Origin of the sequence: Clostridium sp. N3C (assembly GCF_900095445.1) — a bacterium.
Lineage (GTDB): Bacteria > Bacillota > Clostridia > Clostridiales > Clostridiaceae > Clostridium_AU.
Map to the genome: position 1 here is coordinate 1 of NZ_FMJL01000022.1, position 22754 is coordinate 22754.

Consider the following 22754-nt stretch of genomic DNA (forward strand, 5'->3'; position numbering starts at 1 on the left):
CCAGGTAGTGGTTATGCAGGGTACAGCTCGGACAACCGGACGGTATGCGAGCTGCTGAGACTGGGCGATGCATGGGTATATGAACCATACGAGCGTTTTGATGTGGAACTCCCGGATGGAACTATAACCAGCTTTGGCAGGCTTGCTCGCACTGGTGTCACGTGGGATGATGAATTTCAGGTGTTTTCAGTAAATAACGATGTGGAGGAATCGGCAACTCGCAGTGAGGACATTTCGATGGACTATGACTTCTTCCACTCACAACTTTTGGCTCTTTCTTGCGGTAATGACTATGAAGTAAAGATTATACCGAAAGACATCAATATCTGGATATCCCGTCTCTTCCTCGGAGATGCGGATGGTTTTTCTATTCTGTATTACCAGGATGTGGATAGCCTTGTTTACTGGGCAAACGAAGCGGCTTATCGATGGAAATTGCGAGGTATAGCCATCTGGTCGCTTGGGCAGGAGGATATGCGGCTGTGGGAGGCGCTTCCGAAGCAAATGTAGGTTAAAAGTTTTATATATTCAGCGCTTTGCTTTAAGGCAGGGCGCTTTTTTATATGCAAAATTCAAGTTGAACGGAGGGTTAAGACAATGAAAACAGTATAGAACTGGGTGCAGGCGGTTTTTACTGCTATTGGCGGATTTCTTGGATGGTTTCTTGGAGGGCTGGATGGATTTTTATATGCGCTCATCGCTTTTGTGGCCATTGACTATGTGACCGGCGTGATGTGTGCCATTGTAGACAAAAAGCTTTCGAGTGAAGTCGGAGCCAAGGGCATCTTTAAGAAGGTACTTATTTTTGTACTTGTGGGTGTGGGACACATAATCGACAGCCAGGTGCTCGGCAACGGCGGGGCAATCCGGACAGCGGTGATTTTCTTTTACCTGAGTAACGAGGGAATTTCAATTCTTGAGAATGCAGCACATATAGGACTGCCCATTCCTAAAAAGCTGAAGAACGCATTGGAACAACTGCATGGCCACTCAAATGAGGAGGATGAAAAGAAATGAAGCTTTTTACAAAATACATGACGCGAAACGATTGCTATACAGCAGGCCGCAAAATCACGCCTAAAGGAATCATGGTACATTCGACGGCTGTGCCGGGTGTAATGGCGGCTGAGTGGTTTTCCCGTTGGAACAAATCTTACAAGGCCGGCGAAATAAATAGGCAGGTATGTGTTCACGCTTTTGTAGACGATAAAGAGATTTGGCAATACCTGCCTTGGGATCATCGCGGGTGGCATGCGGGAGGAGCAGCCAACAATACCCATATTGGCTTTGAAATCTGTGAGCCTGCTGGGTTTTCGTATAAATCCGGGTCGGTAATGGTGGGTTATGATGCAGCAAAGCAGGAAGATTATTTCCGTAAAGCGTGGCAGAATGCTGTTGAACTCTGCGTTATGCTCTGCAAGAAGTACGGCCTTAATGAGAATGACATCATCTGCCACTCCGAAGGATATAAGCTCGGTATTGCCAGCAACCATGCTGATGTGATGCACTGGTTTCCCAAGCATGGGGAGAATATGGACACTTTCCGTAAAGCAGTAAAAAAAGCGCTGGAGAACAGTACAGATACCAATACTGATATTGGAATTGGAGATATGGTGGAGTTTAAGGTCAGTGTAAAGAATTACTACCCCGGCAGTGTGGAAGTTCCAACGTGGGTCAAAAATGACTATTACCACAGGGTCACACAGACTTTATACAAAGGCAAGCTGGTCATAAAAGGCGGCAAAGAATGTGTATTGCTTGGCAAAAAGGTTAAGAAATCCGGCGGTCAAGAAATCGCAGGCATAAACACTTGGGTAGCAAAAGAAAACCTTGTAATTGTAAACAGCATTCCTGATAACAAGGGCAATAGAACCTATACAGTGCAAAAAGGCGATACCTTATGGAGAATAGCGGAAAAAGAACTCGGTAGAGGAACAAGATTTCCGGAGATTAAGAAACTGAATAGCCTGACTTCAGATACTATTTACCCCGGACAAGTTCTCAAATTGCCGGAATAACGATAAAGGACAGCCAATCGCGGCTGTCCTAAGTCTTTATAGGAGGTGCTTGAATGATAGAGGCGGCTAATCATTTACCATATAACCCGCAGGAAACGAACTATACAAAGATAACACAGGAGGAAATTCAAAGAGAGGTTGATTACTGGCGGGCGTACAAAATTCTGCAGAGGATGCTTAAGGCGGGACTGATTTCAGAAGAAGAATTCAACAAAATCGACAAGTTGAACCGCAAAACTTTCTCGCCGATGTATGCACAGCTTATGGCCTAATTGGCTTGCTATTAGCGGCACACAGAGGTAACATGTCACATACCCAAAGGAGGTGAAAACAGTGAGAAAGGTAACAAGGATTGATGGAAACAATGCTCTCCAAGCTTTCAAGCCAAAGGTGAAGGTAGCGGCTTATTGCAGGGTTTCAACAGACAGTGATGAACAAATGGCAAGCCTGGAAGCACAAAAAGACCATTATGAATCCTATATAAAAGCAAATCCTGATTGGGAATTTGCAGGGATTTACTATGACGAAGGCATATCAGGCACAAAAAAGAAAAACCGAACTGGACTTTTAAGGCTGCTTGCAGATTGTGAAAACAAGAAAATTGACTTTATTATAACCAAGTCGGTCAGCAGATTTGCCAGAAACACAACCGACTGTATTGAGATGGTGAGAAAACTTACCGATCTCGGTGTTTTCATCTATTTCGAGAAAGAGAATATAAACACACAGCGCATGGAAGGCGAATTGGTGCTGACAATTTTGAGCAGTCTTGCAGAAAACGAGTCATTATCCATTGCAGAAAATAGTAAGTGGTCTATCAGACGTAGGTTCCAAAACGGAACATACAAAATTTCGTATCCTCCCTATGGTTACGATTATGTGGATGGAAAGCTATTTATCAATAAAGAACAGGCTGAAATCATAAAGCGGATTTTTTCCGAGGCTTTGGACGGTAAAGGCACACAGAAAATTGCAGATGGGCTAAATTCCGATAAAATCCCAACAAAGAGAGGTTCACACTGGACAGCGACAACTATCCGCGGCATTTTAAGCAATGAAAAATATACTGGGGATGTTCTTCTGCAAAAAACCTATACAGATGAGAATTTTAAGCGGCATTATAATCATGGGGAAAAAGATCAATACATGATAAAAGATCATCATGAAGCCATTATATCCCATGAGGAATTTGAAGCCGCCCAAGAGATATTAAAGCAAAGAGGAATAGAAAAAGGTGTAATCAAGGGAAGCAGCAAGTATCAAAAACGTTACCCATTCTCGGGGAAAATCAAATGCGCAGAATGTGGCAGCAATTTTAAGCGTCGAATTCATGGCAGCGGTGACCGTAAATATATTGCCTGGTGCTGCACAAAGCATATAAAGGACGCATCAAGCTGTTCCATGAAGTTTGTCAGAGAGGATGCAATCCATCAGGCCTTCGTTGTAATGATCAATAAGCTTATTTTCGGTCATAAATTCATTCTAAGACCATTGCTACAAAGCTTAAAGAAAGCAAATTACTCAGATAATCTAGCGAAGATTCAAGAATTGGAAACAAAAATCAAAGAAAATACAGAGCAGGTTCAGGTGATTATGGGACTTATGGCCAAAGGATACCTGGAACCCGCTCTTTTTAATACACAGAAAAATGAGCTGCTCAAAGAAGCGGTTTTATTAAAAGAACAAAAAGAAGCCATAAAACGAGCAATCGATTGGAGTCAGACTATCCTTGTTGAGGTTGAGAAGCTTCTTAAATTTACAATGAAAGCTGAAAAGCAGATTGATAAATTTGATTGTGAAATATTTGAGAACTTTATTGAAGAAATCATTGTGTTTTCACAGGAGGAAATAGGTTTCAAAATGAAATGCGGGTTGAACCTAAGGGAAAGGTTGGTGAAATGATGAGCCATATACCTTTTGGATATACCATTCAAAACGGCAGGGCTGTCGTTAATGAAGAGGAAGCAGTTAAGATTGAGAAACTATTTGAGGCTTATCTTTCCGGGCTTTCTTTAACCGAAGCGGCACAAAAAGCGGGCATTAAACGCTACCATACATCTATTGCAAGAATGCTTTCGGATAAACGGTATGTTGAGGACAAATTTTATCCGCAAATTATCAGCAAGGACACATTCGAAAAAGCACAACTGGAAAGACGCAGGCGAGCTGAGGCACTTGGTAGGATTTATGAACATAAAGGAAATGAAAAGAAAATCTTAAATTTTAAGTTTCATGCTTCAATGCCAGATAATCTATACGATGATCCATTTCAGCAGGCAGAGTATGCTTATAGTCTTATTAAGAACGAGGTGATTTTAGATGACAACCAGGAATGTTACGGTAATTCCTGCCCGTAAGCGAATCGGGAATAGTGCAAAGGCCGAGGAATTGCCTAAGCTTCGGGTAGCAGCTTACTGTCGTGTTTCTACGGACAGCGAGGAGCAGGCAACCAGTTATGAAGCGCAAATTGAGCACTACACAAACTACATCAAAAGCAATCCCGAATGGGAGTTAGCAGGCATATTTGCAGATGAAGGTATTACCGGAACTAACACAAAAAAGCGTGAAGAATTTAACCGGATGATAGAAGAATGCATGCAGGGCAAAATCGATATGATAATTACAAAATCTATCAGCCGGTTTGCAAGAAATACGCTGGACTGCCTAAAGTACATAAGGCAGCTTAAAGAAAAAAATATTCCGGTTTACTTTGAAAAGGAAAATATAAACACATTGGATACCAAAGGAGAAATCTTGTTGACCATTATGGCATCTTTGGCACAGCAAGAAAGCCAATCGTTAAGCCAGAATGTAAAACTGGGTATTCAGTACCGATATCAGCAAGGAAAAATCCATATCAATCACAACCGGTTTCTTGGCTATACAAAGGATAAGGATGGCAATTTAGTTATCGTACCTGAAGAAGCTGAGATCGTCAAACGCATTTACAGAGAATATCTTGAAGGTTCCAGTATGCTACAGATAGCTAGGGGTTTGGAGGCTGACGGAATTCTGACGGGTGCAGGCAATCCCAGATGGCATACCAGCACCATCAACAAGATTTTGAGGAATGAAAAATATATCGGTGATGCGCTATTACAGAAAACCTATACAGTAGATTTTTTATCGAAGAAAAGGGTACCCAATAATGGTATAGTTCCACAATACTATGTAGAAAACAGCCATGAGCCTATAATCCCGCGTGAAATTTTTATGCAGGTTCAGGAACAGCTTGTCAAAAGAAGATGTGTGCATATAAGTAAGAATGGAAAGAAAAGAAACTATAGCAACAAGCATCCTTTATCACAGATGGTTTTCTGCGGCAACTGTCATGAAATATTTCGAAGGGTTCATTGGAATAACCGAGGAAAGAAATCAATCGTATGGAGATGCGTCAGCAGATTGGAAAACACCGGTTTATTTTGTACCGCTTCCACTATACTTGAAGATACGCTTAAAGAGAAAATTGTAGAAGCAATCAATGTAGCGGTCAGCGGAAAAAACTCTTTTCTGGCTATACTGAAAAAGAATATTGAAACCGTATTAAGCGCGGATTTGGATGAAAGTACAGCAGACATTGATAAAAGGCTGGAAGAACTCCAAACCGAGTTGATCCAAAAGGCAAATTCAAAGGAAGCATACGATAATATTGTCAACGAGATTTACCGCTTACGGGACTTAAGGCAAGAAACCCTTTCGAGAAATGCTCTCCGCCAAGATAAGCGGGATCGGATTGCTGAGATGACTGACTTTCTTAACACGCAAACGGGTGATATTACGGAGTTTGATGATAAACTGGTCAGAAAATTAGTTGAAAAAGCAATTGTATATGATGACAGGATAGTGGTAGAGTTTAAGTCGGGTCTGGAAATAGAAGTGAAACTATAGGATTTCAATATGATTGCCGCCAATCGAGAAAAATTCTTGATTGGCGTATTTTTTTAAAATAGTTATTGACATATGTCAGAATAGGGGTATAATATAAGATGTAAATGACATATGTCATTTACGCTGAGTAACAGTTGAAAGGATAATCAATTCATTTAATGGATTGTAAAAATGAGGAGGACTATTATGCCCAGAGGTGACAGAACTGGTCCTTTGGGAATGGGACCATTAACTGGACGGAGGTTAGGTTTTTGTGCAGGTTCCAAAGTGCCCGGTTATTTGAACGCAAGTTACAGACGAGAATTTTGGTTTGAACGACGAGGTTACAGGCGTGCATTCTGGCTTGCTGGAATGATACCCTGGTGTTTTTATCTAGCTTATCACTTATTTAATCGTAGCAAAATTAAAAGTAAGAGATTATAAGGAAAGGGGGTGACATTATGCCAAGAGGAGACGGAACCGGGCCTATGGGAATGGGTCCTATGACAGGGCGAGGTGCAGGATTTTGCGCAGGTTTTGCCGTTCCGGGTTATGCAAATCCAATCGGTTACGGATTTGGATTCGGACGGGGACGAGGCTTTAGGCGAATGTTTTATGCGACCGGTTTGCCAAGGTGGGCACGCTTTGGTACTCAAAATGCAAATGGGGCGTACTTTGCATCAGATGCTGATGAAAAAGAATTTTTGAAAAGGCAGGCTAAATTTCTTGAAAATCAGCTTGATGATGTAAAAAAGCGCCTCGATGAGTTAGAAGAATAGTCCTGTCGTAATGCGAAAGGCAGGCTTGCTGCCTGCCTTTCGCTATTATGCATAGATATGAAGTTACAAAATAATACTTACTCTAATCCTATGTGAAAGTGAGATTCTACCAGAAAGGAAATAAAATAATGCTTGTATTCGGTCCTATACCCTCACGAAGATTGGGGCAAAGTCTTGGGGTCAACAATATTCCGCCAAAAGCTTGTTCTTATTCCTGTATTTATTGCCAGATTGGAAGAACGACAAATATGCGGATAAACAGAAAAAAATTCTATGAGCCTCTTGAAGTATATTCACTAGTTCAGTCTAAGGTAAAACAGCTTCAGGAATATGAAAAGAAGCTGGACTATATATCTTTTGTTCCAGATGGTGAACCTACGCTTGATAAAAATCTAGGCACTGAACTTGATCTTATAAAAGAATTAAATATTAAGACAGCGGTTATTACGAATGCATCTCTTTTATGGATGGATGATGTTAAAGAGGATTTATCAAAAGCAGATTGGGTGTCTGTAAAGATCGATGCAGTTTGGGACGATGTTTGGCACAAGATCAATAGACCGCATGGTGGTTTAAGTCTCAAAAACATTTTAGATAGTATAATTAATTTTTCAAAATCATATAAGGGAAACCTTGTAACTGAAACCATGCTTGTCTCTGGATTTAATGATGATCTTCAGCATATTGAGGGAATAGCTGAACAAATTTCAAAAATCAATCCGCGTAAATCTTATTTATTAGTTCCAACAAGACCGCCTGCTGAAAAAAATATATCCAGAGTGACCGGAGAAAAACTCATCCAAGCTGCTGGCATTATCAACAGTATTTCGGGCGTAGATGTTGAATGTATAACCGCAGATGATACAGAACAAGGTTTTTTCTTTACCGATAACATTGTAAAGGATCTTTTAAGCATAACTTCGGTACATCCAATCAGAGAAGAAATTATTAAGCACTATTTTAAATTGGTGAAAGCAGATAGCTCAATCTTGCAAGAATTAATAAAGCAGAACAAAATAATTAGATGTACATACCAAGGAAAAACTTTTTACAAAAAAAATTTGCTTTTTTTTAATAAAAAAGATAGTTTGTAAAACAACCAAAATTTATAAATGCTTAATTTTAAACAATTAAAGAGCGCTTTAGCTACTTTTATTTATATTGAGGTGACTAAAAAATGCCTAGACCAATGAAATGGAGAAAAGTATGCTGTTTGCCTGAAAACAGTAAGTTTGGTCCCCTTGACTTAAAGGTGGATGATGAGAATATTGTCAGAATGACAGTTGATGAGTATGAAGCCATAAGGCTTATTGATTTGGAAGGCTTTACGCAAGAGGAATGCGCCAAGCAGATGGATGTTGCACGCACTACTGTTCAAGGCATTTACGCTGAAGCCAGAAAAAAGATTGCCGAGTCTCTGGTTAATGGTAAGGTACTATTGATAGAAGGTGGCGAATACAGGCTATGTGAAGGATTCGGAAATGGGTGCGGACGAGGTTGTCGCAGGCACCGGCATGGTTGGCGCTTTGCAGGTAGTGATAGAGGTGACTGATAATGTATTCTGACAAAGTGATAGAACATTTTATGTGTCCTCAAAATGCTTATAGTATGCCGGATGCCGATGCAGAGGGGAGTTTCGGTGATCCTACATGCGGAGATTATCTTACGATTTATATTAAAGTAAAAGACAATCGTATAAGTGAAATAAGCTTTCTTGTGTTTGGTTGTGCTGCGGCAATTGCAACATCCAGTATGACGACGGTATTAGCTAAGGGTAAAACCCTGGATGAAGCATTGGAAATTTCAGAAGAAGATGTCATACATGCCTTAGATGGACTTCCTGAGAACAAGGTTCATTGCTCTAATTTAGGCGTTAGCGCATTACGAAATGCGATCAATAATTATATTAATAGAACGGAGGATTCTTATGAAAATAGCAATTCCGGTAAATGAAAAAAGTTTGGAGTCGAATGTATGTGTATCCTTTGGACGCACTCCTTACTTTCTGATTTATGATACCGATACCCAGAAAAGTGTGTTCCTTGACAATAGTGCCGCAGCAAGTACAGGCGGAGCAGGAATTAAGGCAGCACAAATGATAGCAGATAATAAAGTGAATATTTTGCTTACTCCCCGATTAGGTGAAAATGCTGCTGACGTACTTAAATCTGCGGAAATCGAAATATATAAAACGACAACTGCTTCAGCTAAGGATAATATCGATGTCTTCATTGCTGGAAAGCTTCCTTTGCTGAATGAAATACATGCTGGTTTTCATGGACATGGAGGCAAATAATATGAAAATAGCTGTGCTAAGCGGCAAGGGGGGAACGGGGAAAACGCTAGTGTCGGTTAATTTAGCTGCGGTAGCCAAAACATCAACCTATATAGACTGTGATGTTGAGGAACCAAATGGACATCTATTCTTTAAGCCCAAGGATATCATTGAAGAAGAAATTTCAGTTAAAATTCCAAAGGTGGATGGAAATCTATGCAGCGGATGCCGAAGGTGTGTTGAATTTTGCAAGTTTAATGCTCTTGCCTATATAAAAGAAAAACTGATAGTATTTGAAGATATTTGCCACTCTTGCGGTGGATGTATCTTGCTTTGCCCTGAAAAGGCATTGACAGAGAAAGAAAAGGTTATCGGCAGAGTGCAAAAAGGTACTTCAGAGCAGGTGACAGTATATACCGGGATATTGAATCCTGGTGAACCTTCAGGGATACCCATAATAAAAAAGCTGCTTGATGAGAATGAACATGAAAGAAGCAAGACGATATTTATCGACTGCCCTCCTGGAAGTGCCTGTATAGTCATGGAAAGCATTAAGGATGCAGACTACTGTATATTAGTAGCTGAGCCTACATTGTTCGGAGTTCATAACCTTAACATGGTATATGAACTGGTCAAGTTATTTAATAAGCCGTTCGGAGTGGTTTTAAACAAGTGTCTTGACGGTGAAAATCCGTCGGAAAAATTTTGCATAGAAAAAGGCATTCGGATTTTAGGCCGAATACCTTTTGATAATGAGCTTGGATCATTGAATTCAAATGCAGAAATTGCTGTAAGGAAAAGTGAAAAATATCGTACAATCTTTTCTTCTTTGCTGGAGGACGTGAAAAAGGAGGTGCATCATGAAACAACTTCTGATTCTTAGTGGTAAGGGTGGTACCGGAAAGACAACCATAGCAAGCGCGTTTATCAAGCTATCTAAGGCTCGCGCTTATGCTGATTGTGATGTTGATGCACCTAACCTGCATCTTATAACAAAGCAAAACTCCTTGCCAAAGAAAAGAGACTATTATGGCTTGCCGAAAGCCGAGATAGATACAGAGTTGTGCATAGAGTGCGGACAATGCAGGCAAAACTGCCGTTTTGACGCTATTTCAGCAGATGGAAAATACAAGGTAGATCCTTTTGCCTGTGAAGGCTGCGGGGTTTGCGAGCTTGTTTGCCCTGTTGAAGCTGTGACTTTAAAACCTGCTGTAGCTGGTGAACTGCTGTTATATACAGAAGGAGAAAAAGTATTTTCTACAGCGCAGCTAAAAATGGGCAGCGGAACCTCCGGAATGTTGGTTACCGAGGTAAAGAAGCAAATGAAGTCAGCAGCCGCTGATGTGGAGTTTGCCATTATTGACGGATCTCCCGGTATAGGCTGCCCGGTTATAGCGTCTTTGAGCGGTGTTGATATGGTGTTAATTGTGGCCGAGCCATCCATATCCGGAATTAGTGACATGGAGCGGATTATAAATACAGCGACGAAATTTGGCGTAAAGACGGCGGTATGTATCAATAAGTTTGACACAAATATGCAAAACACAGAAAAGATAGAAAACTTCTGTAAAGGTCAGGGAATTAGCCTTATGGGTAGAATACCCTTTGATTCGGACGCGGTAAAAGCAATTAATAATGGGCAGACAATTGTTGATATAGTCTGTGCCTCAGGTGCAGCAGTGAAAGTAGTTTTTAGCAAGACAATGGAGCTGCTGTTTGAAGAAGGTGGTGGGCTGAGGTCATGATTATCAAAACATTAGTTGAGAATACAGCGCTATCCAAAAACTTCGGCAGCGAACACGGACTTAGCCTTTATATAGAAGCAAATAGTCGCAAAATTCTTTTTGATGTTGGTGCTAGTGAATTATTTCTTGAAAATGCAAAGAAACTGAATGTAGATATCTGTGAGGTTGATTATCTGATTATTTCGCATGGACATTATGATCATGGTGGCGGGCTAAGAGCTTTTTTGCGTGAAAACACAAAAGCCGAGATATTCCTACACCGACTGGCATTTGAAAAATACTATGCTTTGCGTTCGAATGATGAACCGGAGTATATTGGTTTGGATGAAGAATTGAAGCAAAACAGGCGAATTGTATTTACATCAGACCGTTTCTTTGTCAGCAAGGGGGTTCAAGTGTTCTCAAATATTACCAGGAAGGAACCTCTACCAAAGTCAAATGACAGTTTGCTTATGAAACAAGACGGCAAAATAGTACAGGATACTTTTGCGCATGAACAAAACCTCATTATAGAGGAGGCAGGAAAGACGCTTTTGGTAACAGGCTGCGCCCATAATGGTATTGTAAATATTCTTGAATACTTCCATGACTTAAAAAGACGTATGCCTAACTATGTGATAGGTGGATTTCATCTTTCCAGCCGTTCTGGCGGAAACGAGGCCCATGAAATGATAGATAGAATTGGTAAATACCTGGTGGATACAAAAGCAAAGTTTTACACATGTCATTGCACTGGTCTGGAGCCTTATAAAAGGCTGAAAACTATTATGGGTGATAGCATCGATTATCTGTCAGCAGGCAGTGAAATACACATATGAATTATTTGATAGTGCAAATCAAGGGAGATGAATGCCTGTGAAAGATATTAATACATTTATTTTTATTTCTGCTTTTGCAATGGGAGCAATGATAGTAAACAGTTTGGGAATCTGGAATCTTTATAAAAATCGCGAATGGGCAGAAAAAATTAAAGACTATTGTATGTGTTTTGCTGCGGGAATACTTATCTCTTCCCCGCTGATAATGACTTTACCTCAAGCTATACAAAAAACCTCCTACGCAGGATTTACTGCGCTCGCAGGATTTTTATTTATGTATTTCAGCAATGAGATCATCAAATACAAAACAAAGCAAAAAGAACTGGCCTTTGGCATAACTGCAATTGAAGGTATCTTAATTCATTCACTTATAGATGGCGTTGTATACACAGTTACTTTTAGTATCAGCACAGTAGTTGGAATTCTTACTGGAGTTGGGTTGGTTGTTCATGAGTTCGCCGAAGGCGTTATAACTTTTTCAATGTTACTTAAAGGTGGATATAGCACAAGGAAAGCTGGGATTTATGCTTTTCTTGCAGCAGCATTAACAACTCCTATCGGTGCCTTTATAGCATATCCAATTGTTCAACATCTTAGTAACAATGTTTTAGGACATATGCTTGGATTTGTTGCTGGTGTTTTAATATACGTTTCGGCATCGCATTTATTGCCTGAAGCAAGGGATTATGAGAAAAAGCACTCTACCCTAGCATTTATATTGGGAATTGTTTTCGCACTGCTTATTATGTTTACCGAACACTAAAGTTATTACAGCATAACAACCATGCATGAAAAATATACAGGAAGGAGCTAATATTATGAGCGAAAATTGCAACCAAAGCTGCAGCAGTTGCTCGGAGGACTGCGCAGAAAGAAAAGAGAAGAAAAATGATTTCTCCGTGAAACCACATGAAATGAGCAGCATTAAAAAGGTTATTGGTGTTGTCAGTGGTAAAGGAGGGGTTGGAAAGTCACTGGTAACTTCCATGCTAGCTGTTACCATGAATAGAATGGGTTATCATACCGCTGTTCTGGACGCTGATGTAACCGGGCCTTCTATTCCTAAGGCATTTGGTATCAAGGAAAAAGCCACAGGAAGTGAATTTGGCTTATTCCCCGTTAAAAGTAAGACAGGTATTGATATCATGTCTGTTAATTTGCTTTTAGAGAATGATACCGATCCAGTTGTGTGGAGAGGACCCCTGATCGGAAATATGGTAAAGCAGTTCTGGTCAGATGTTATCTGGAGCGATGTGGATTTTATGTTCATCGATATGCCACCGGGCACCGGCGATGTTCCCCTTACTGTATTTCAATCCATTGCTGTTGATGGGATCATTGTTGTAACTTCGCCTCAGGAGCTTGTATCCATGATTGTATCAAAAGCAGTCAGGATGGCTGAAATGATGAATATTCCTATCGTTGGTTTAGTAGAAAATATGTCCTATTTTAAATGTCCGGATTGCGGTAAGGAACACAAAATTTTCGGCGACAGCCATATTGACGAAATTGCCGAAAAGCATAATTTAAAAGTGCTTGCTAAGCTTCCGGTCAACCCCAAAATTTCTGCCGCCTGTGATAAGGGTATGATAGAACTTTTTGATGGCGATTGGCTTGAACCTGTAGCAAAAGTATTGGAGAAAAACATTGAGGAAGATAATAAATGAGTGCACATTCAGATTTGGCAAGAGAATTGTTTAGAAAAGGCTACAATTGCTCTCAATCTGTTTTTGCTGCTTTTTGTGATGAAACGGGGCTGGACATGGAAACAGCATTAAAAATTGCATCTTCTTTCGGAGGAGGTATGGGTAGGTTGCGGGAAGTATGTGGTGCTGTGACAGGAATGTTTATGGTGGTCGGCATGAAATATGGTTACACAGATCCATCCAGCAAAAATGCGAAAGCAGAACATTATGAGCTAGTTCAAGATTTGGCAAAACAATTTGAAAATGAAAACGGATCAATCATATGCAGGGAACTGTTAGGTATTTCAATTAAGCATGATAAACCTATACCCGAGACCAGAAATGATAATTATTATAAAAAGCGGCCTTGCGCAGAACTTGTTGAGCAAGCTGCAAGGATACTTGATGAATATATTCTAAATAAAGAATGGAGGAGACCAGCTATGATTAAAATTGCTGTAGCAAGTGAAAACGGAATGGTGACTGAGCACTTTGGACATTGCGAAGGGTTTATAATTTTTTACACCGAAAACAACAAAATTGTTAAAAGTGAAACCATCGCTAACCCCGGGCATAAACCTGGATTCTTGCCTAATTTTCTTGCCGATCGTGGAGTAAATGTCATCATCAGTGGTGGTATGGGAGGAGGTGCAGTTGACATTTTTAATGAAAGAAACATTGAGGTTATTGTTGGGGCAAGAGGTGATGCCAAAGCAGCAGTAGAAGCATACCTGCAGGGTTCTCTTAAATCTACTGGTTCTGTTTGCCATGAACATGAGCACCACGATGAATGTGGAGAATGAAACAGGACTTTGAATTATAATTTCCTATACTTGAATTGTTCCGGCATTATTCCTATGTCGGAGCAATTCATTTTAGGAGAGTTTCCAACATCAATAAACTATTCTTTATATAATCGTAGTTTCATTTTCTACCTATATCAACAAGTAAATTGCTCCACCGATAATGCCTGATCCGAGCATTACATAAATAGGATTCGGTTTCCACTTCCGTAAAATGAAAATAGCCACAGTAAATAATAAAACAGAAACCAAATTGATTGTTAGAGGATTTGTTGAAAAGCCATCTTCTCCCCATACAACCAGTATAAAAATCGACAACCCTGCTGATGCAATCAGCGCTACTATGGTAGGTCTTAGACCAGACAATATTCCTTGTACAACGGTCAACTCTTTGAATTTAAAGTAAATCCATGCCAGGAGTGAAACAATGACACAGGATGGGAAGATACATCCAATAGTCGCAACAATCGCTCCTGGAATGCCGGCAATCCTAATTCCCACAAATGTGGCTGAATTGATGGCAATGGGTCCGGGTGTCATTTCCGCAATAGTAATGAGGTCGGTAAATTCCGTTAATGTCAACCAATGGTGCAAATTAACTACTTGATTTTGAATCAGCGGCATTGCAGCCATGCCACCACCAATGCTAAACATGCCGATTTGAAAGAAACTCCAAAAAAGTTTTAATAGTATCATTGTGGATCACCGTCCTTTTGTACTTTTTTCATTTGAATCAGAATCTTTACCGCTCCGATACACCCACACACTAAAATAATATACATAACATTAATTCCAAAGAAAAATGTGGAAATAAACGCACCAACCATAACAATCACAGATACTATGTCCTTTTGTTTAAAGACATTACTGCCGAGACTCATAACCACATCTGCAATAACAGCGGCAACACCGGCTTGCATTCCTTTTAGAACCGCATTTACTACAGTGTTATCGCGAAATGCAGTGTAAAAAATAGAGATAATAGAAAGAGTTATAAAAGGTGGTAATATTGTACCCAGAATCGTTACCAGGGCACCTGATATTCCAGCAACACGATACCCCAGCAGTATCGCTGCATTGACTGCAACTGCTCCGGGTGAGGATTGTGCAATTGCTGTTAAGTTCAGCATTTCTTCCTCCTCAATCCATTGCAAATCATCTACAAATTTCTTTTTCATTAATGGTATAATGACGTATCCTCCACCAAAGGTAAAAGCGCTTAAGTAGAAGGTAGACGCAAACAATCTTCTGTAAACGTGTTTTTGGTTTTTCAAGTCATTGACCTCCTTTTAGTTTATTATAGAACTTGATAGATTATAAATAAAATAGTATTATTATATAAAGTTCATAATGTTTTTGTTATAATTAGGAGGCGTCAATGACATTAAGGCATCTCAAAATATTTGTTACTGTATGCGAAACCGGTAGTACAACTGCAGCCGGAGAAAAGCTGCATATTGCGCAGCCTTCTATAAGTCTTGCAATATCAGAGCTTGAAGATTATTATGGGATAAAACTATTTGATCGCATTGCAAAGAGACTCTATATCACAGAAGCTGGAAAGAAGTTTCTTCAATATGCAACACATATTGTAGGACTTTTTGAGGAGATGGAAAGGGAAATCAAAAACTTTGATGCAACGGGAATCATCCGTATTGGAGCAAGTATTACCATCGGAAACTATTTATTACCAGGCTACATAACCCGGTTTAAGAAAATTCATCCTCAAATGGATGTTAAGGTAATCATAGATAACTCAGAAAAAATCCAACAATATATTTTATCCAATCAGATTGATATTGGGCTGATAGAGGGTATTGTATATAGCCCTTATATTGCGGAGCATAAGTTTCGGGATGATGAATTGGTAATGGTCTGCGGGAACGCGCATCCCTTTGCTAATCAAAAAAATGTTGAGATTTCAAAGCTTCAAAATGAAAGTTTCATTTTAAGAGAATCAGGAAGCGCTGGACGTGAAATTTTTGACAGTACTATGACCTCGCTCGGAATAAAAATTCTACCTGCTTGGGAGAGTACAAGTACTCAGGCAATAATAAGAGCAGTGCAGGCAAATTTAGGTATTTCTGTGTTGCCTTATTTATTGGTAAAGGACTCTCTTAACCGTAAAGAAATCAGTCAGTTTCATATAGATGGGATACGTTTTCAAAGAAGTTTTTCTGTCATTTACCATCAAAATAAGTTTTTAACGGAGAGTGCAAAAGACTTTATTGCACTGTGTAAATAAAAAAAACACCGCTTCAGTACAAAAACTGACAGCGGTATCTTTTTATTTAATCATATATTTACCCGTATAATCAGGCGTTTTTTTGAAGAGATTTTTGTGAAACACGAATATGATAATTCCGATAATGATCAGAACCAATGACAGCGCTTGCGATATTCTAAGTCCCGGGACCAGATAAAGACTATCCGCACGCAATCCTTCAATCCAAAAACGGCCTAATCCATATCCGATAAAGTAAGTTGCCAAAAGCTGACCGCTAAACTTTGTCCTTTTGCGGAAATAAACCAGTACGGCAAATACGCACAAATTCCACATGCTTTCATAGAAAAATGTAGCTTGATGCCATTCTTCCAACTGTTCTATGAATACAGCATAGGGGAAGAATTGAAGATTCGGGTTTGTAACGAGATTGCCGAAGGCCTCCTGGTTCACAAAATTACCCCATCGACCAATTGCCTGCCCTAGAATCAAGCTAGGTACAACCATATCAACAAGCCGGAAGAATGGGAAGTGGTTGCGTTTTGAAAAAATAATCGCAGCAATGATTCCACCGATAACTCCTCCATATATAGCAAGTCCACCTTCCCAAATAGCAATCATCTTTGTAAAGCTTCCGTTATATTGTTCCCATTCAAATACAACGTAATAAATTCGTGCGCAGATGATTGCGATGGGGAGCGCTAAAAAGAGAAAATCAAAGATTATTTCACTTTTAAGGTTCTGTCTTTTAGCTTCACGACAGGCAATCAAAACACCAAGTAAAACCCCGAATGCAATAATAACTCCATACCATGCAATATTTAAGCCATTAATGCCAAATAGGTTTTTTATTAAATATCTATCTATCATACAATCCGCCTTTCTAAAGTATTCATAATGAATATGATTTTGAATTTAAAATATCAGCGTATAGAGGTAACTTTAATAATAGTATCACAATGAGGTATTTACGTAAACCATTTAAACATGTATACAGCTCTGAAAGGTAAATATTTTTCGCACTAATTATATTAAGAAATTTAAGGCTTTTGGCTGCTAGATATGATAAAATAGTAAAAACTTTTTCACAAAGGAGAATTTTTATCATGTCTAGAGCTTCTAGAAGAGTGGTGCTAGAATATAAATGGTACAAGTTAGACATGGAAATTCCTTAACATAGAAGTATAATAGAATAAATGGAGGAATGAACATGGCTATACAGTACACAGAGGAATTCAAAATCAATGCAGTAAAATACTGGAATGATCATCAGGATTTAGGCATCGGAAAGTGCGCAAAGAACTTAGGAATCAGTAAAAGTGCTCTTTCTAATTGGGGGAAAGCCTATACAATTAATGACGGCACGATCCCTACAAGAGGGCGTGGTAATTTCGAAAGCGACGATGCTAAGGAAATAGCTAGACTACGTAAAGAGTTACGTGATACTCAAGATGCACTTGATATATTAAAAAAAGCAATCGGCATACTGGGAAAATGACCGAAGCTCTGTTTCTGGAAGCTGCTATAAAAGAAGAGCAGCTTCTAGAGCAGGGAAAACGCCGGCTGAATGTCTCTGGTGTGCTGAAAATATTAGGCGTTTCAAGAAGCGGATATCTGAGCTGGAAAAAACGGCTTCCATCTAAAAGAGAGAAAAGAAAACGTATCATTAAAGAGCGGATTATCGATATCTATAAGGACTCCCATCAAAATTATGGTGCGCCAAAGATAACCGAATGTTTAAGGAAAGAAGGAGAAATCATTGCTGAAAAAACCGTAGGTAATTACATGCGTGAGCTTGGAATAAAAGCGCAGTACGTAAAACCTTATACAGTGACAACAATAAATTCAGATTTCAGCAATGAGTTAAAAAATATACTAGAGGAGCAATTTAATCCCCAAAAACCGGATGCTGTTTGGTGTTCAGATATTACATATATTTGGACATATGAAGGCTTTGTATATCTTACTAGTATCATGGATCTATATTCTCGAAAAATAATTGCTTGGACCTTGAGCAATACACTGGAAGCCAGATGGGTAATTGAGACAGTAAATAAGGCTAAAAAAGCGAGAAATGTAAGTGCCCCGTTAATCTTACATAGTGATCGAGGTATACAGTATGTAAGCACCGAATATATAAAAGCAACAATAGGCATATGCCGAAGTTACTCTAAAAAGGCATATCCGTGGGATAATGCGTGCATAGAAGCCTTTCATGCATTAATAAAAAGAGAATGGTTGAATCGATTTAAGATATACGATTATAACCAAGCATATCGTCTGGTATTCCAGTATATTGATACCTTTTACAATACAATTAGAATACACAGCCATTGTGGATATCTTTCACCTAATGAATACGAATCCAGTTACTGGGATAAACTGAATAAAATGGAACGAAAGGAAGCAAGATATGAAGCATGTTAATAGAAAAGTTCACGTTTAACTTGTACTTTTTCTTGACATAGTACCAGAGAAATTAAAAAAGCATTTCAGAAAGATATCGTTGAATTTTTAAAAGTTCAGAAGCATTTTCTGCCAGATTTAATCAAAGAGTTAAGTGCGGTAAGGGATCCAAGACATACATCTTATACCGATTATGACATTGAAGAGATTTTATATACCGTTATCATGAAAAATGTATGTACCATATCTTCTATGCAGGATATGACTGATAAGTTTAATACCGAGGAATGTGCGCATAATCTTTGTCTGATCCTTGGAAAAGAGGAAAAAGAATATCTTCCTCATTATGTGACTATCAATGAATGTCTGGAGAAGCTTGATCCAGAAGAACTACAGAAATTCAGAAAGCACATAATTAAAAAGTTACTTAGAAAGAGGAGTTTTGAGCACGCAAGATTTCTGGGTGAATATTGGATGGTAATAGTCGATGCAACACAGTTGTTCTGTTTTAATGAAAAAATAGATGAACACTGTTTAAGAAAAACTATTAATAAAGGAACCAAAGATGAAAAAACCTACTATTATCATAATGTATTAGAAGCTAAGATTGTATTAGGAGACAACCTGATTATCAGCATTGCTACAGAGTTTATTGAAAATGAAAATGAAGATGTTGAAAAACAGGATTGTGAAAGAAAAGCCTTTAAAAGACTGGCAAAAAGGCTGAAGAAAGACTACCCAAGATTACCGATTTGCATACTTGGTGACAGTCTGTATGCTTGTGAACCGGTATTTCAAATCTGTAAAGATAATAGATGGGGATATCTTCTCCGATTTAAAGATGGAAGCATCCCTTCTCTTGCAAAAGAGTATCAAACCATCGTTGGAATGGGTGAAAATGAAGAAAAGATTATAAAAGAAGAGAAAACACATAAAAGGAAAGCTCGCGAGAGTGTTAAGCATGAGATGAAATGGGTATCAGAGCTTTACTATGAGGGTCATAATCTCACAGTAATGGAACTAAAGATAGAGAAAGATGGTGAACCGGAAGGAAGCTTTCAATGGATCACCGGGTTGCCAATCAGAGGAAAGACAGCCTGGGAGTTTGCACAGACCGGAAGGAAACGCTGGAAGATTGAAAATGAGGGATTTAACATCCAGAAAAACCATCGTTATGATATAGAGCATGCAAACAGCCTTAATTATAATGCTATGAAGAACCATTATTTGCTGACACAGATAGCAGATGTACTGTTACAGCTTTATGAAAATGGAATAAAAGGATTAAGAGAAATAAAAAGAACAATAAAAAATATATCTTCCGATTTGCTAGCAAGCTTTGGTCGGCAACTAACAAGAGAAGATATATCCTATACAGAGAAACGCACATCACTAAGCATTTCTTGATAGGAACAGTATACCAAAGGAAGTGATATCTGAAAAGAGTAAATTTAAAAGAAAATAAATCCACAGATATATGAGATTAGAAAATAAGTCTAAGTATACGATGTGGATAACTTACCTGAGAGTTCATAAAACAGAGGATAGATATCCACAATTACTGTTTTAGGTGAATTTAGACATACTTAAAGAAGTTTACCTTTCAGAGCTGACATGTATATTAGAAAGAAAGGCTTGTTGATATGTTCCCGCGAACGACGATTTTTCAAAAAAGACCGAAAAACCCATTGACATGTTCCCGTAAACGTAAGGTGCAGAAAATCAGCCCAAGACATCAATCCGAGCGGCTCGGGCCATGTTGAGACGGTCGTATTGATGACAAAGAAATCAATTTAAAGTGAACCCTGATGGGTGCTGTGAATGTAGTATATATCAGGTTTTGTAAAAGCTTATCGTTGAAAAGTAGTGATAGCAATATGACCGTTTCGACGTTTGTAGTGTGTGGGAACATATCTACTACTTATAATGCGTATTATTAGCTATTAGTAATAGGATTGAGAAATATAGGGTCGACACGACACTATGGATATCAGGAAAATGCATACAGTTCAACTATATCAAATTTTAATTTACGCGCAATCAGGGGAGATGGAAATGAAAAAAGTATTTTATATTCTAATTCAATGTACATGGGGTGGATTAGCGACACTAATTGGCTTTTTTTTCTTTATAGCTAATAGAAAATGTGAACATCAATGGTATCGTTGTTGTATTGATACGAAATGGAATGCGAGAGGTGGACTTAGTTTAGGCTTATTTATTTTCACTCCTAAAGATGATGTACCAAATTCGCAATTAATTCGTGTTCATGAGTATGGTCACACGATTCAAAATCTAGTACTAGGCCCATTGATGTTGTTTGTAGGTATTATTTCAGTTATATGGGGAAATCATCCATACTTTGCGCGGAAAAGAGAACAAGGGGTACCTTATACTGCTTGTTTTGTAGAGGCATGGGCAAGTAAGTGGGGTGAACTTGTGTCGGGCGAAAAGGCAATCTGGAAATAAAGATTGGAATCATATGTTTATAACGGAGTTATAATTTTAATGTTGATTATGGGGTGAATGACAATGAAGCGGTGCAAATATTGGACAATTTAATAAAAGAATTTTTGCTATTACAGGTTTGAACAATAAGGTGAATAGAACTCGAGGATTTAGACAGGAGAACCATCCTCTTGTCTAGAGAAAGGATGACATATGAATATCAGTAATTATAAAAAGTATATTTCGGCAGAAACAATGATGGGACCAAACTGCGTAAGGATTCTTGGAGAGTTATTCGACAAATATCCTTTGCAACTTACGTCAGATGATTTAGTTCTTGATTTGGGATGCGGAACGGGGCTGACGAGTCTTGTGATTGCAAAAGAGACTGGAGCAAAGGTCTATGCAAATGACCTCTGGGTAAGTGCAGAAGAAAATGGGAAACGATTTGCTGAATGGGGGATTTATGGACAGGTAACACCTATTTGGGGAGATGCGAATAATTTGCAGTTTAATGAAAGGCAATTCAATTCTTTGGTTAGCATTGATTCATATCACTATTTTGCAGGTGAGCAGGGATTTTTCCAAGAAAAAATTCTTCCATTTATGAAAGATGGTGGAGTGATTTTAATCGGTATTCCTGGCTTGAAGGATGAATACTCAGGCTGTTCCAAAGAACTTCTATCCGATTGGCTTGGTAAGGAAGCCTATATGTTTAAAAGTCCAAAACTTTGGAAAAAGCTTATTGGCAGCCATGACAGAATTGAATCAGTGGTAACATGGGAAATGGCTTGCTTTGAAGAAGCATGGAATGAGTGGCTTGCAATTGATAATGAGTATGCACACAGCGACAGGCAATTCTTTGAAACAATTATCAAGCCTTATACTTGCTTTGTTGGTATATATGTAAAGTTAAAACGGTAATGGAAGGCTAATCTGGAACTTTGAAAACAATGGATATATATTGCCATGCAGCATGGTAGGTTGATATCAATTCCATCAACTCGAGCCATGTGGAGAGTGTAGTCTTGCTTACAAGAAGATGAGTATTGGTTTAGATTTTTCAAACTATGATGGTATGCGCAGTATTGAATCTGTTTGTGGTTTAAGGGGTGGTGGATATAAAGTGGAAATATTAGATGTAGTTGACGAAAAGGGTAATCCTACGGGAAAAACGGTAGAGCGTGAAAAGGCTCATGAGGAAGGTATAATGCATAGGACCTCCCATGTATGGCTTCTTAGAAAAAGGTGCGGCAGGACTCAGATCCTGCTTCAGAAAAGATGTGAAACTAAAGAATCATTTCCTGGTTGCTATGACATATCAAGCGCCGGTCACATTCCTGCAGGAATGGATTTTGCTCAATCAGCCATAAGAGAATTAAAAGAAGAGCTCGGTGTTTCCGCTTCTGAGGATGAACTTATTTTCTGCGGTGACAGAATTGTTATCTGGGATGACTGTTTTTATGGCAGACCATTTCATGACAGGCAGTATTCACGTGTGTTTGCCCTGTGGCATGATATAGAGGAAGAGAAGCTTACTCTTCAAAAAGAAGAAGTGGATAGTGTGCTGTGGATGGATCTTGACAAATGTATTGAGCTTGTTGAGACAGATCAGATTAACCATTGCATTTATCCAGAGGAATTAAGAATGGTAAAGGATTCTTGTGATGGTAATTAAATTATAGA

28 protein-coding genes and 2 pseudogenes are annotated in these 22754 nt (G+C 38.9%); 27 read left to right on the forward strand and 3 right to left on the reverse strand.

What is annotated here, in order from left to right:
* The 20 genes and pseudogenes from N3C_RS07780 to N3C_RS07875 all read left to right on the forward strand — a co-directional run.
* A pseudogene (locus tag N3C_RS07780) lies at positions 1–510 on the forward strand (glycosyl hydrolase family 18 protein); the annotation flags it as partial.
* Between the two features lie 108 nt (positions 511–618).
* Entirely contained in the window at positions 619–1017 is a 399-nt protein-coding gene (locus N3C_RS07785; protein WP_242944061.1) for a phage holin family protein, read from the forward strand.
* A complete protein-coding gene (locus N3C_RS07790; RefSeq protein ID WP_074365480.1) occupies positions 1014–2018 on the forward strand; it encodes an N-acetylmuramoyl-L-alanine amidase in 1005 nt (334 codons plus the stop codon). The genes N3C_RS07785 and N3C_RS07790 overlap by 4 nt, the downstream gene beginning before the upstream one ends.
* Positions 2019–2071: 53 nt before the next feature.
* The gene (locus N3C_RS07795) at positions 2072–2290 is read left to right on the forward strand and encodes an SHOCT domain-containing protein (RefSeq protein WP_012208274.1); all 219 of its coding nucleotides are present in this window, start codon (positions 2072–2074) and stop codon (positions 2288–2290) included.
* A gap of 61 nt (positions 2291–2351) precedes the next feature.
* Complete coding sequence (locus N3C_RS07800; RefSeq protein ID WP_074365481.1) at positions 2352–3920, forward strand: recombinase family protein; 1569 nt, start codon at positions 2352–2354, stop codon at positions 3918–3920.
* Positions 3884–4375: a recombinase family protein gene (locus tag N3C_RS07805; RefSeq protein WP_074365482.1), complete on the forward strand. Its 492-nt coding sequence runs from the start codon at positions 3884–3886 to the stop codon at positions 4373–4375. The genes N3C_RS07800 and N3C_RS07805 overlap by 37 nt, the downstream gene beginning before the upstream one ends.
* The gene (locus N3C_RS07810) at positions 4338–5906 is read left to right on the forward strand and encodes a recombinase family protein (RefSeq protein ID WP_074365483.1); all 1569 of its coding nucleotides are present in this window, start codon (positions 4338–4340) and stop codon (positions 5904–5906) included. Before N3C_RS07805 ends, N3C_RS07810 begins: the two co-directional genes overlap by 38 nt.
* Before the next feature lie 186 nt (positions 5907–6092).
* Positions 6093–6329, forward strand: coding sequence for a DUF5320 domain-containing protein (locus N3C_RS07815; protein WP_074365484.1), 237 nt, complete (start codon positions 6093–6095; stop codon positions 6327–6329).
* A 17-nt stretch (positions 6330–6346) separates the two neighbouring features.
* Positions 6347–6664: a DUF5320 domain-containing protein gene (locus N3C_RS07820; RefSeq protein ID WP_074365485.1), complete on the forward strand. Its 318-nt coding sequence runs from the start codon at positions 6347–6349 to the stop codon at positions 6662–6664.
* A 128-nt stretch (positions 6665–6792) separates the two neighbouring features.
* Entirely contained in the window at positions 6793–7758 is a 966-nt protein-coding gene (locus N3C_RS07825) for a radical SAM protein (protein WP_074365486.1), read from the forward strand.
* A gap of 83 nt (positions 7759–7841) precedes the next feature.
* A complete protein-coding gene (locus tag N3C_RS07830) occupies positions 7842–8216 on the forward strand; it encodes a DUF134 domain-containing protein (RefSeq protein ID WP_065820957.1) in 375 nt (124 codons plus the stop codon).
* 2 nt (positions 8217–8218) lie between these two features.
* A complete protein-coding gene (locus tag N3C_RS07835; protein ID WP_065820956.1) occupies positions 8219–8617 on the forward strand; it encodes an iron-sulfur cluster assembly scaffold protein in 399 nt (132 codons plus the stop codon).
* Entirely contained in the window at positions 8592–8960 is a 369-nt protein-coding gene (locus N3C_RS07840) for a NifB/NifX family molybdenum-iron cluster-binding protein (RefSeq protein ID WP_065820955.1), read from the forward strand. The genes N3C_RS07835 and N3C_RS07840 overlap by 26 nt, the downstream gene beginning before the upstream one ends.
* Before the next feature lies 1 nt (position 8961).
* Positions 8962–9822 (forward strand): nucleotide-binding protein, encoded by an 861-nt coding sequence (locus tag N3C_RS07845; RefSeq protein WP_065820954.1) that lies wholly within the window; start codon positions 8962–8964, stop codon positions 9820–9822.
* Complete coding sequence (locus tag N3C_RS07850; protein WP_065820953.1) at positions 9800–10684, forward strand: ATP-binding protein; 885 nt, start codon at positions 9800–9802, stop codon at positions 10682–10684. The genes N3C_RS07845 and N3C_RS07850 overlap by 23 nt, the downstream gene beginning before the upstream one ends.
* Entirely contained in the window at positions 10681–11502 is an 822-nt protein-coding gene (locus N3C_RS07855) for an MBL fold metallo-hydrolase (RefSeq protein WP_074365487.1), read from the forward strand. Before N3C_RS07850 ends, N3C_RS07855 begins: the two co-directional genes overlap by 4 nt.
* 37 nt (positions 11503–11539) lie before the next feature.
* On the forward strand, positions 11540–12265 hold the full coding sequence (locus N3C_RS07860; protein ID WP_207648612.1) for a ZIP family metal transporter: 726 nt from the start codon (positions 11540–11542) through the stop codon (positions 12263–12265).
* Between the two features lie 55 nt (positions 12266–12320).
* Positions 12321–13169, forward strand: coding sequence for an Mrp/NBP35 family ATP-binding protein (locus tag N3C_RS07865; RefSeq protein ID WP_065820950.1), 849 nt, complete (start codon positions 12321–12323; stop codon positions 13167–13169).
* Positions 13166–13609: pseudogene (locus tag N3C_RS07870) on the forward strand (C-GCAxxG-C-C family protein); the annotation flags it as partial. The gene N3C_RS07865 and the pseudogene N3C_RS07870, both read left to right, overlap by 4 nt.
* Before the next feature lie 21 nt (positions 13610–13630).
* Positions 13631–13990 carry a NifB/NifX family molybdenum-iron cluster-binding protein gene (locus N3C_RS07875; RefSeq protein ID WP_074365529.1) on the forward strand — a complete coding sequence of 120 codons (360 nt, stop codon included), beginning with the start codon at positions 13631–13633 and terminating at the stop codon, positions 13988–13990.
* A 132-nt stretch (positions 13991–14122) separates the two neighbouring features.
* Here N3C_RS07875 and N3C_RS07880 read toward each other — a convergent pair whose 3' ends face one another.
* Together N3C_RS07880 and N3C_RS07885 are read right to left on the reverse strand one after the other, a co-directional pair.
* Positions 14123–14686, reverse strand: a complete 564-nt coding sequence (locus N3C_RS07880; RefSeq protein WP_074365489.1) for a chromate transporter — start codon at positions 14684–14686, stop codon at positions 14123–14125.
* The gene (locus N3C_RS07885; protein ID WP_065820948.1) at positions 14683–15264 is read right to left on the reverse strand and encodes a chromate transporter; all 582 of its coding nucleotides are present in this window, start codon (positions 15262–15264) and stop codon (positions 14683–14685) included. The genes N3C_RS07880 and N3C_RS07885 overlap by 4 nt, the downstream gene beginning before the upstream one ends.
* Before the next feature lie 104 nt (positions 15265–15368).
* Between N3C_RS07885 and N3C_RS07890 the strand changes: the two genes are divergently transcribed.
* Complete coding sequence (locus tag N3C_RS07890) at positions 15369–16235, forward strand: LysR family transcriptional regulator (RefSeq protein WP_065820947.1); 867 nt, start codon at positions 15369–15371, stop codon at positions 16233–16235.
* Positions 16236–16277: 42 nt separating this feature from the next.
* On the opposite strand, the gene lgt is transcribed toward N3C_RS07890, so the two are convergent.
* Positions 16278–17084, reverse strand: a complete 807-nt coding sequence (gene lgt, locus N3C_RS07895) for a prolipoprotein diacylglyceryl transferase (protein ID WP_074365490.1) — start codon at positions 17082–17084, stop codon at positions 16278–16280.
* A gap of 340 nt (positions 17085–17424) precedes the next feature.
* On the opposite strand from lgt, the gene N3C_RS07900 reads away from it, so the two are divergent.
* The 6 genes from N3C_RS07900 (at position 17425) to N3C_RS07925 (ending at position 22746) form a co-directional block, all read left to right on the forward strand.
* Positions 17425–17712: a transposase gene (locus N3C_RS07900; protein WP_178377794.1), complete on the forward strand. Its 288-nt coding sequence runs from the start codon at positions 17425–17427 to the stop codon at positions 17710–17712.
* Positions 17709–18641, forward strand: coding sequence for an IS3 family transposase (locus tag N3C_RS07905; RefSeq protein ID WP_074365492.1), 933 nt, complete (start codon positions 17709–17711; stop codon positions 18639–18641). The genes N3C_RS07900 and N3C_RS07905 overlap by 4 nt, the downstream gene beginning before the upstream one ends.
* Positions 18642–18761: 120 nt before the next feature.
* Complete coding sequence (locus N3C_RS07910) at positions 18762–20027, forward strand: transposase family protein (RefSeq protein ID WP_278281065.1); 1266 nt, start codon at positions 18762–18764, stop codon at positions 20025–20027.
* A 648-nt stretch (positions 20028–20675) separates the two neighbouring features.
* Complete coding sequence (locus N3C_RS07915) at positions 20676–21089, forward strand: hypothetical protein (RefSeq protein WP_074365494.1); 414 nt, start codon at positions 20676–20678, stop codon at positions 21087–21089.
* 237 nt (positions 21090–21326) lie between these two features.
* Positions 21327–21992, forward strand: a complete 666-nt coding sequence (locus N3C_RS07920) for an SAM-dependent methyltransferase (protein WP_242944063.1) — start codon at positions 21327–21329, stop codon at positions 21990–21992.
* 118 nt (positions 21993–22110) lie between these two features.
* A complete protein-coding gene (locus N3C_RS07925; RefSeq protein ID WP_373432802.1) occupies positions 22111–22746 on the forward strand; it encodes an NUDIX hydrolase in 636 nt (211 codons plus the stop codon).
* Positions 22747–22754: the final 8 nt, after the last annotated feature.

Bases quoted from the DNA above. Each gene is read 5' to 3' on its own strand.
- N3C_RS07790 (WP_074365480.1), top strand. From the start codon at position 1,014: ATGAAGCTTTTTACAAAATACATGACGCGAAACGATTGCTATACAGCA.
- N3C_RS07795 (WP_012208274.1), top strand. From the start codon at position 2,072: ATGATAGAGGCGGCTAATCATTTACCATATAACCCGCAGGAAACGAAC.
- N3C_RS07805 (WP_074365482.1), top strand. From the start codon at position 3,884: ATGCGGGTTGAACCTAAGGGAAAGGTTGGTGAAATGATGAGCCATATA.
- N3C_RS07810 (WP_074365483.1), top strand. From the start codon at position 4,338: ATGACAACCAGGAATGTTACGGTAATTCCTGCCCGTAAGCGAATCGGG.
- N3C_RS07815 (WP_074365484.1), top strand. From the start codon at position 6,093: ATGCCCAGAGGTGACAGAACTGGTCCTTTGGGAATGGGACCATTAACT.
- N3C_RS07820 (WP_074365485.1), top strand. From the start codon at position 6,347: ATGCCAAGAGGAGACGGAACCGGGCCTATGGGAATGGGTCCTATGACA.
- N3C_RS07825 (WP_074365486.1), top strand. From the start codon at position 6,793: ATGCTTGTATTCGGTCCTATACCCTCACGAAGATTGGGGCAAAGTCTT.
- N3C_RS07830 (WP_065820957.1), top strand. From the start codon at position 7,842: ATGCCTAGACCAATGAAATGGAGAAAAGTATGCTGTTTGCCTGAAAAC.
- N3C_RS07835 (WP_065820956.1), top strand. From the start codon at position 8,219: ATGTATTCTGACAAAGTGATAGAACATTTTATGTGTCCTCAAAATGCT.
- N3C_RS07840 (WP_065820955.1), top strand. From the start codon at position 8,592: ATGAAAATAGCAATTCCGGTAAATGAAAAAAGTTTGGAGTCGAATGTA.
- N3C_RS07845 (WP_065820954.1), top strand. From the start codon at position 8,962: ATGAAAATAGCTGTGCTAAGCGGCAAGGGGGGAACGGGGAAAACGCTA.
- N3C_RS07850 (WP_065820953.1), top strand. From the start codon at position 9,800: ATGAAACAACTTCTGATTCTTAGTGGTAAGGGTGGTACCGGAAAGACA.
- N3C_RS07855 (WP_074365487.1), top strand. From the start codon at position 10,681: ATGATTATCAAAACATTAGTTGAGAATACAGCGCTATCCAAAAACTTC.
- N3C_RS07865 (WP_065820950.1), top strand. From the start codon at position 12,321: ATGAGCGAAAATTGCAACCAAAGCTGCAGCAGTTGCTCGGAGGACTGC.
- N3C_RS07875 (WP_074365529.1), top strand. From the start codon at position 13,631: ATGATTAAAATTGCTGTAGCAAGTGAAAACGGAATGGTGACTGAGCAC.
- N3C_RS07880 (WP_074365489.1), bottom strand. From the start codon at position 14,686: ATGATACTATTAAAACTTTTTTGGAGTTTCTTTCAAATCGGCATGTTT.
- N3C_RS07890 (WP_065820947.1), top strand. From the start codon at position 15,369: ATGACATTAAGGCATCTCAAAATATTTGTTACTGTATGCGAAACCGGT.
- lgt (WP_074365490.1), bottom strand. From the start codon at position 17,084: ATGATAGATAGATATTTAATAAAAAACCTATTTGGCATTAATGGCTTA.
- N3C_RS07900 (WP_178377794.1), top strand. From the start codon at position 17,425: ATGGCTATACAGTACACAGAGGAATTCAAAATCAATGCAGTAAAATAC.
- N3C_RS07905 (WP_074365492.1), top strand. From the start codon at position 17,709: ATGACCGAAGCTCTGTTTCTGGAAGCTGCTATAAAAGAAGAGCAGCTT.
- N3C_RS07915 (WP_074365494.1), top strand. From the start codon at position 20,676: ATGAAAAAAGTATTTTATATTCTAATTCAATGTACATGGGGTGGATTA.
- N3C_RS07920 (WP_242944063.1), top strand. From the start codon at position 21,327: ATGGGACCAAACTGCGTAAGGATTCTTGGAGAGTTATTCGACAAATAT.
- N3C_RS07925 (WP_373432802.1), top strand. From the start codon at position 22,111: ATGAGTATTGGTTTAGATTTTTCAAACTATGATGGTATGCGCAGTATT.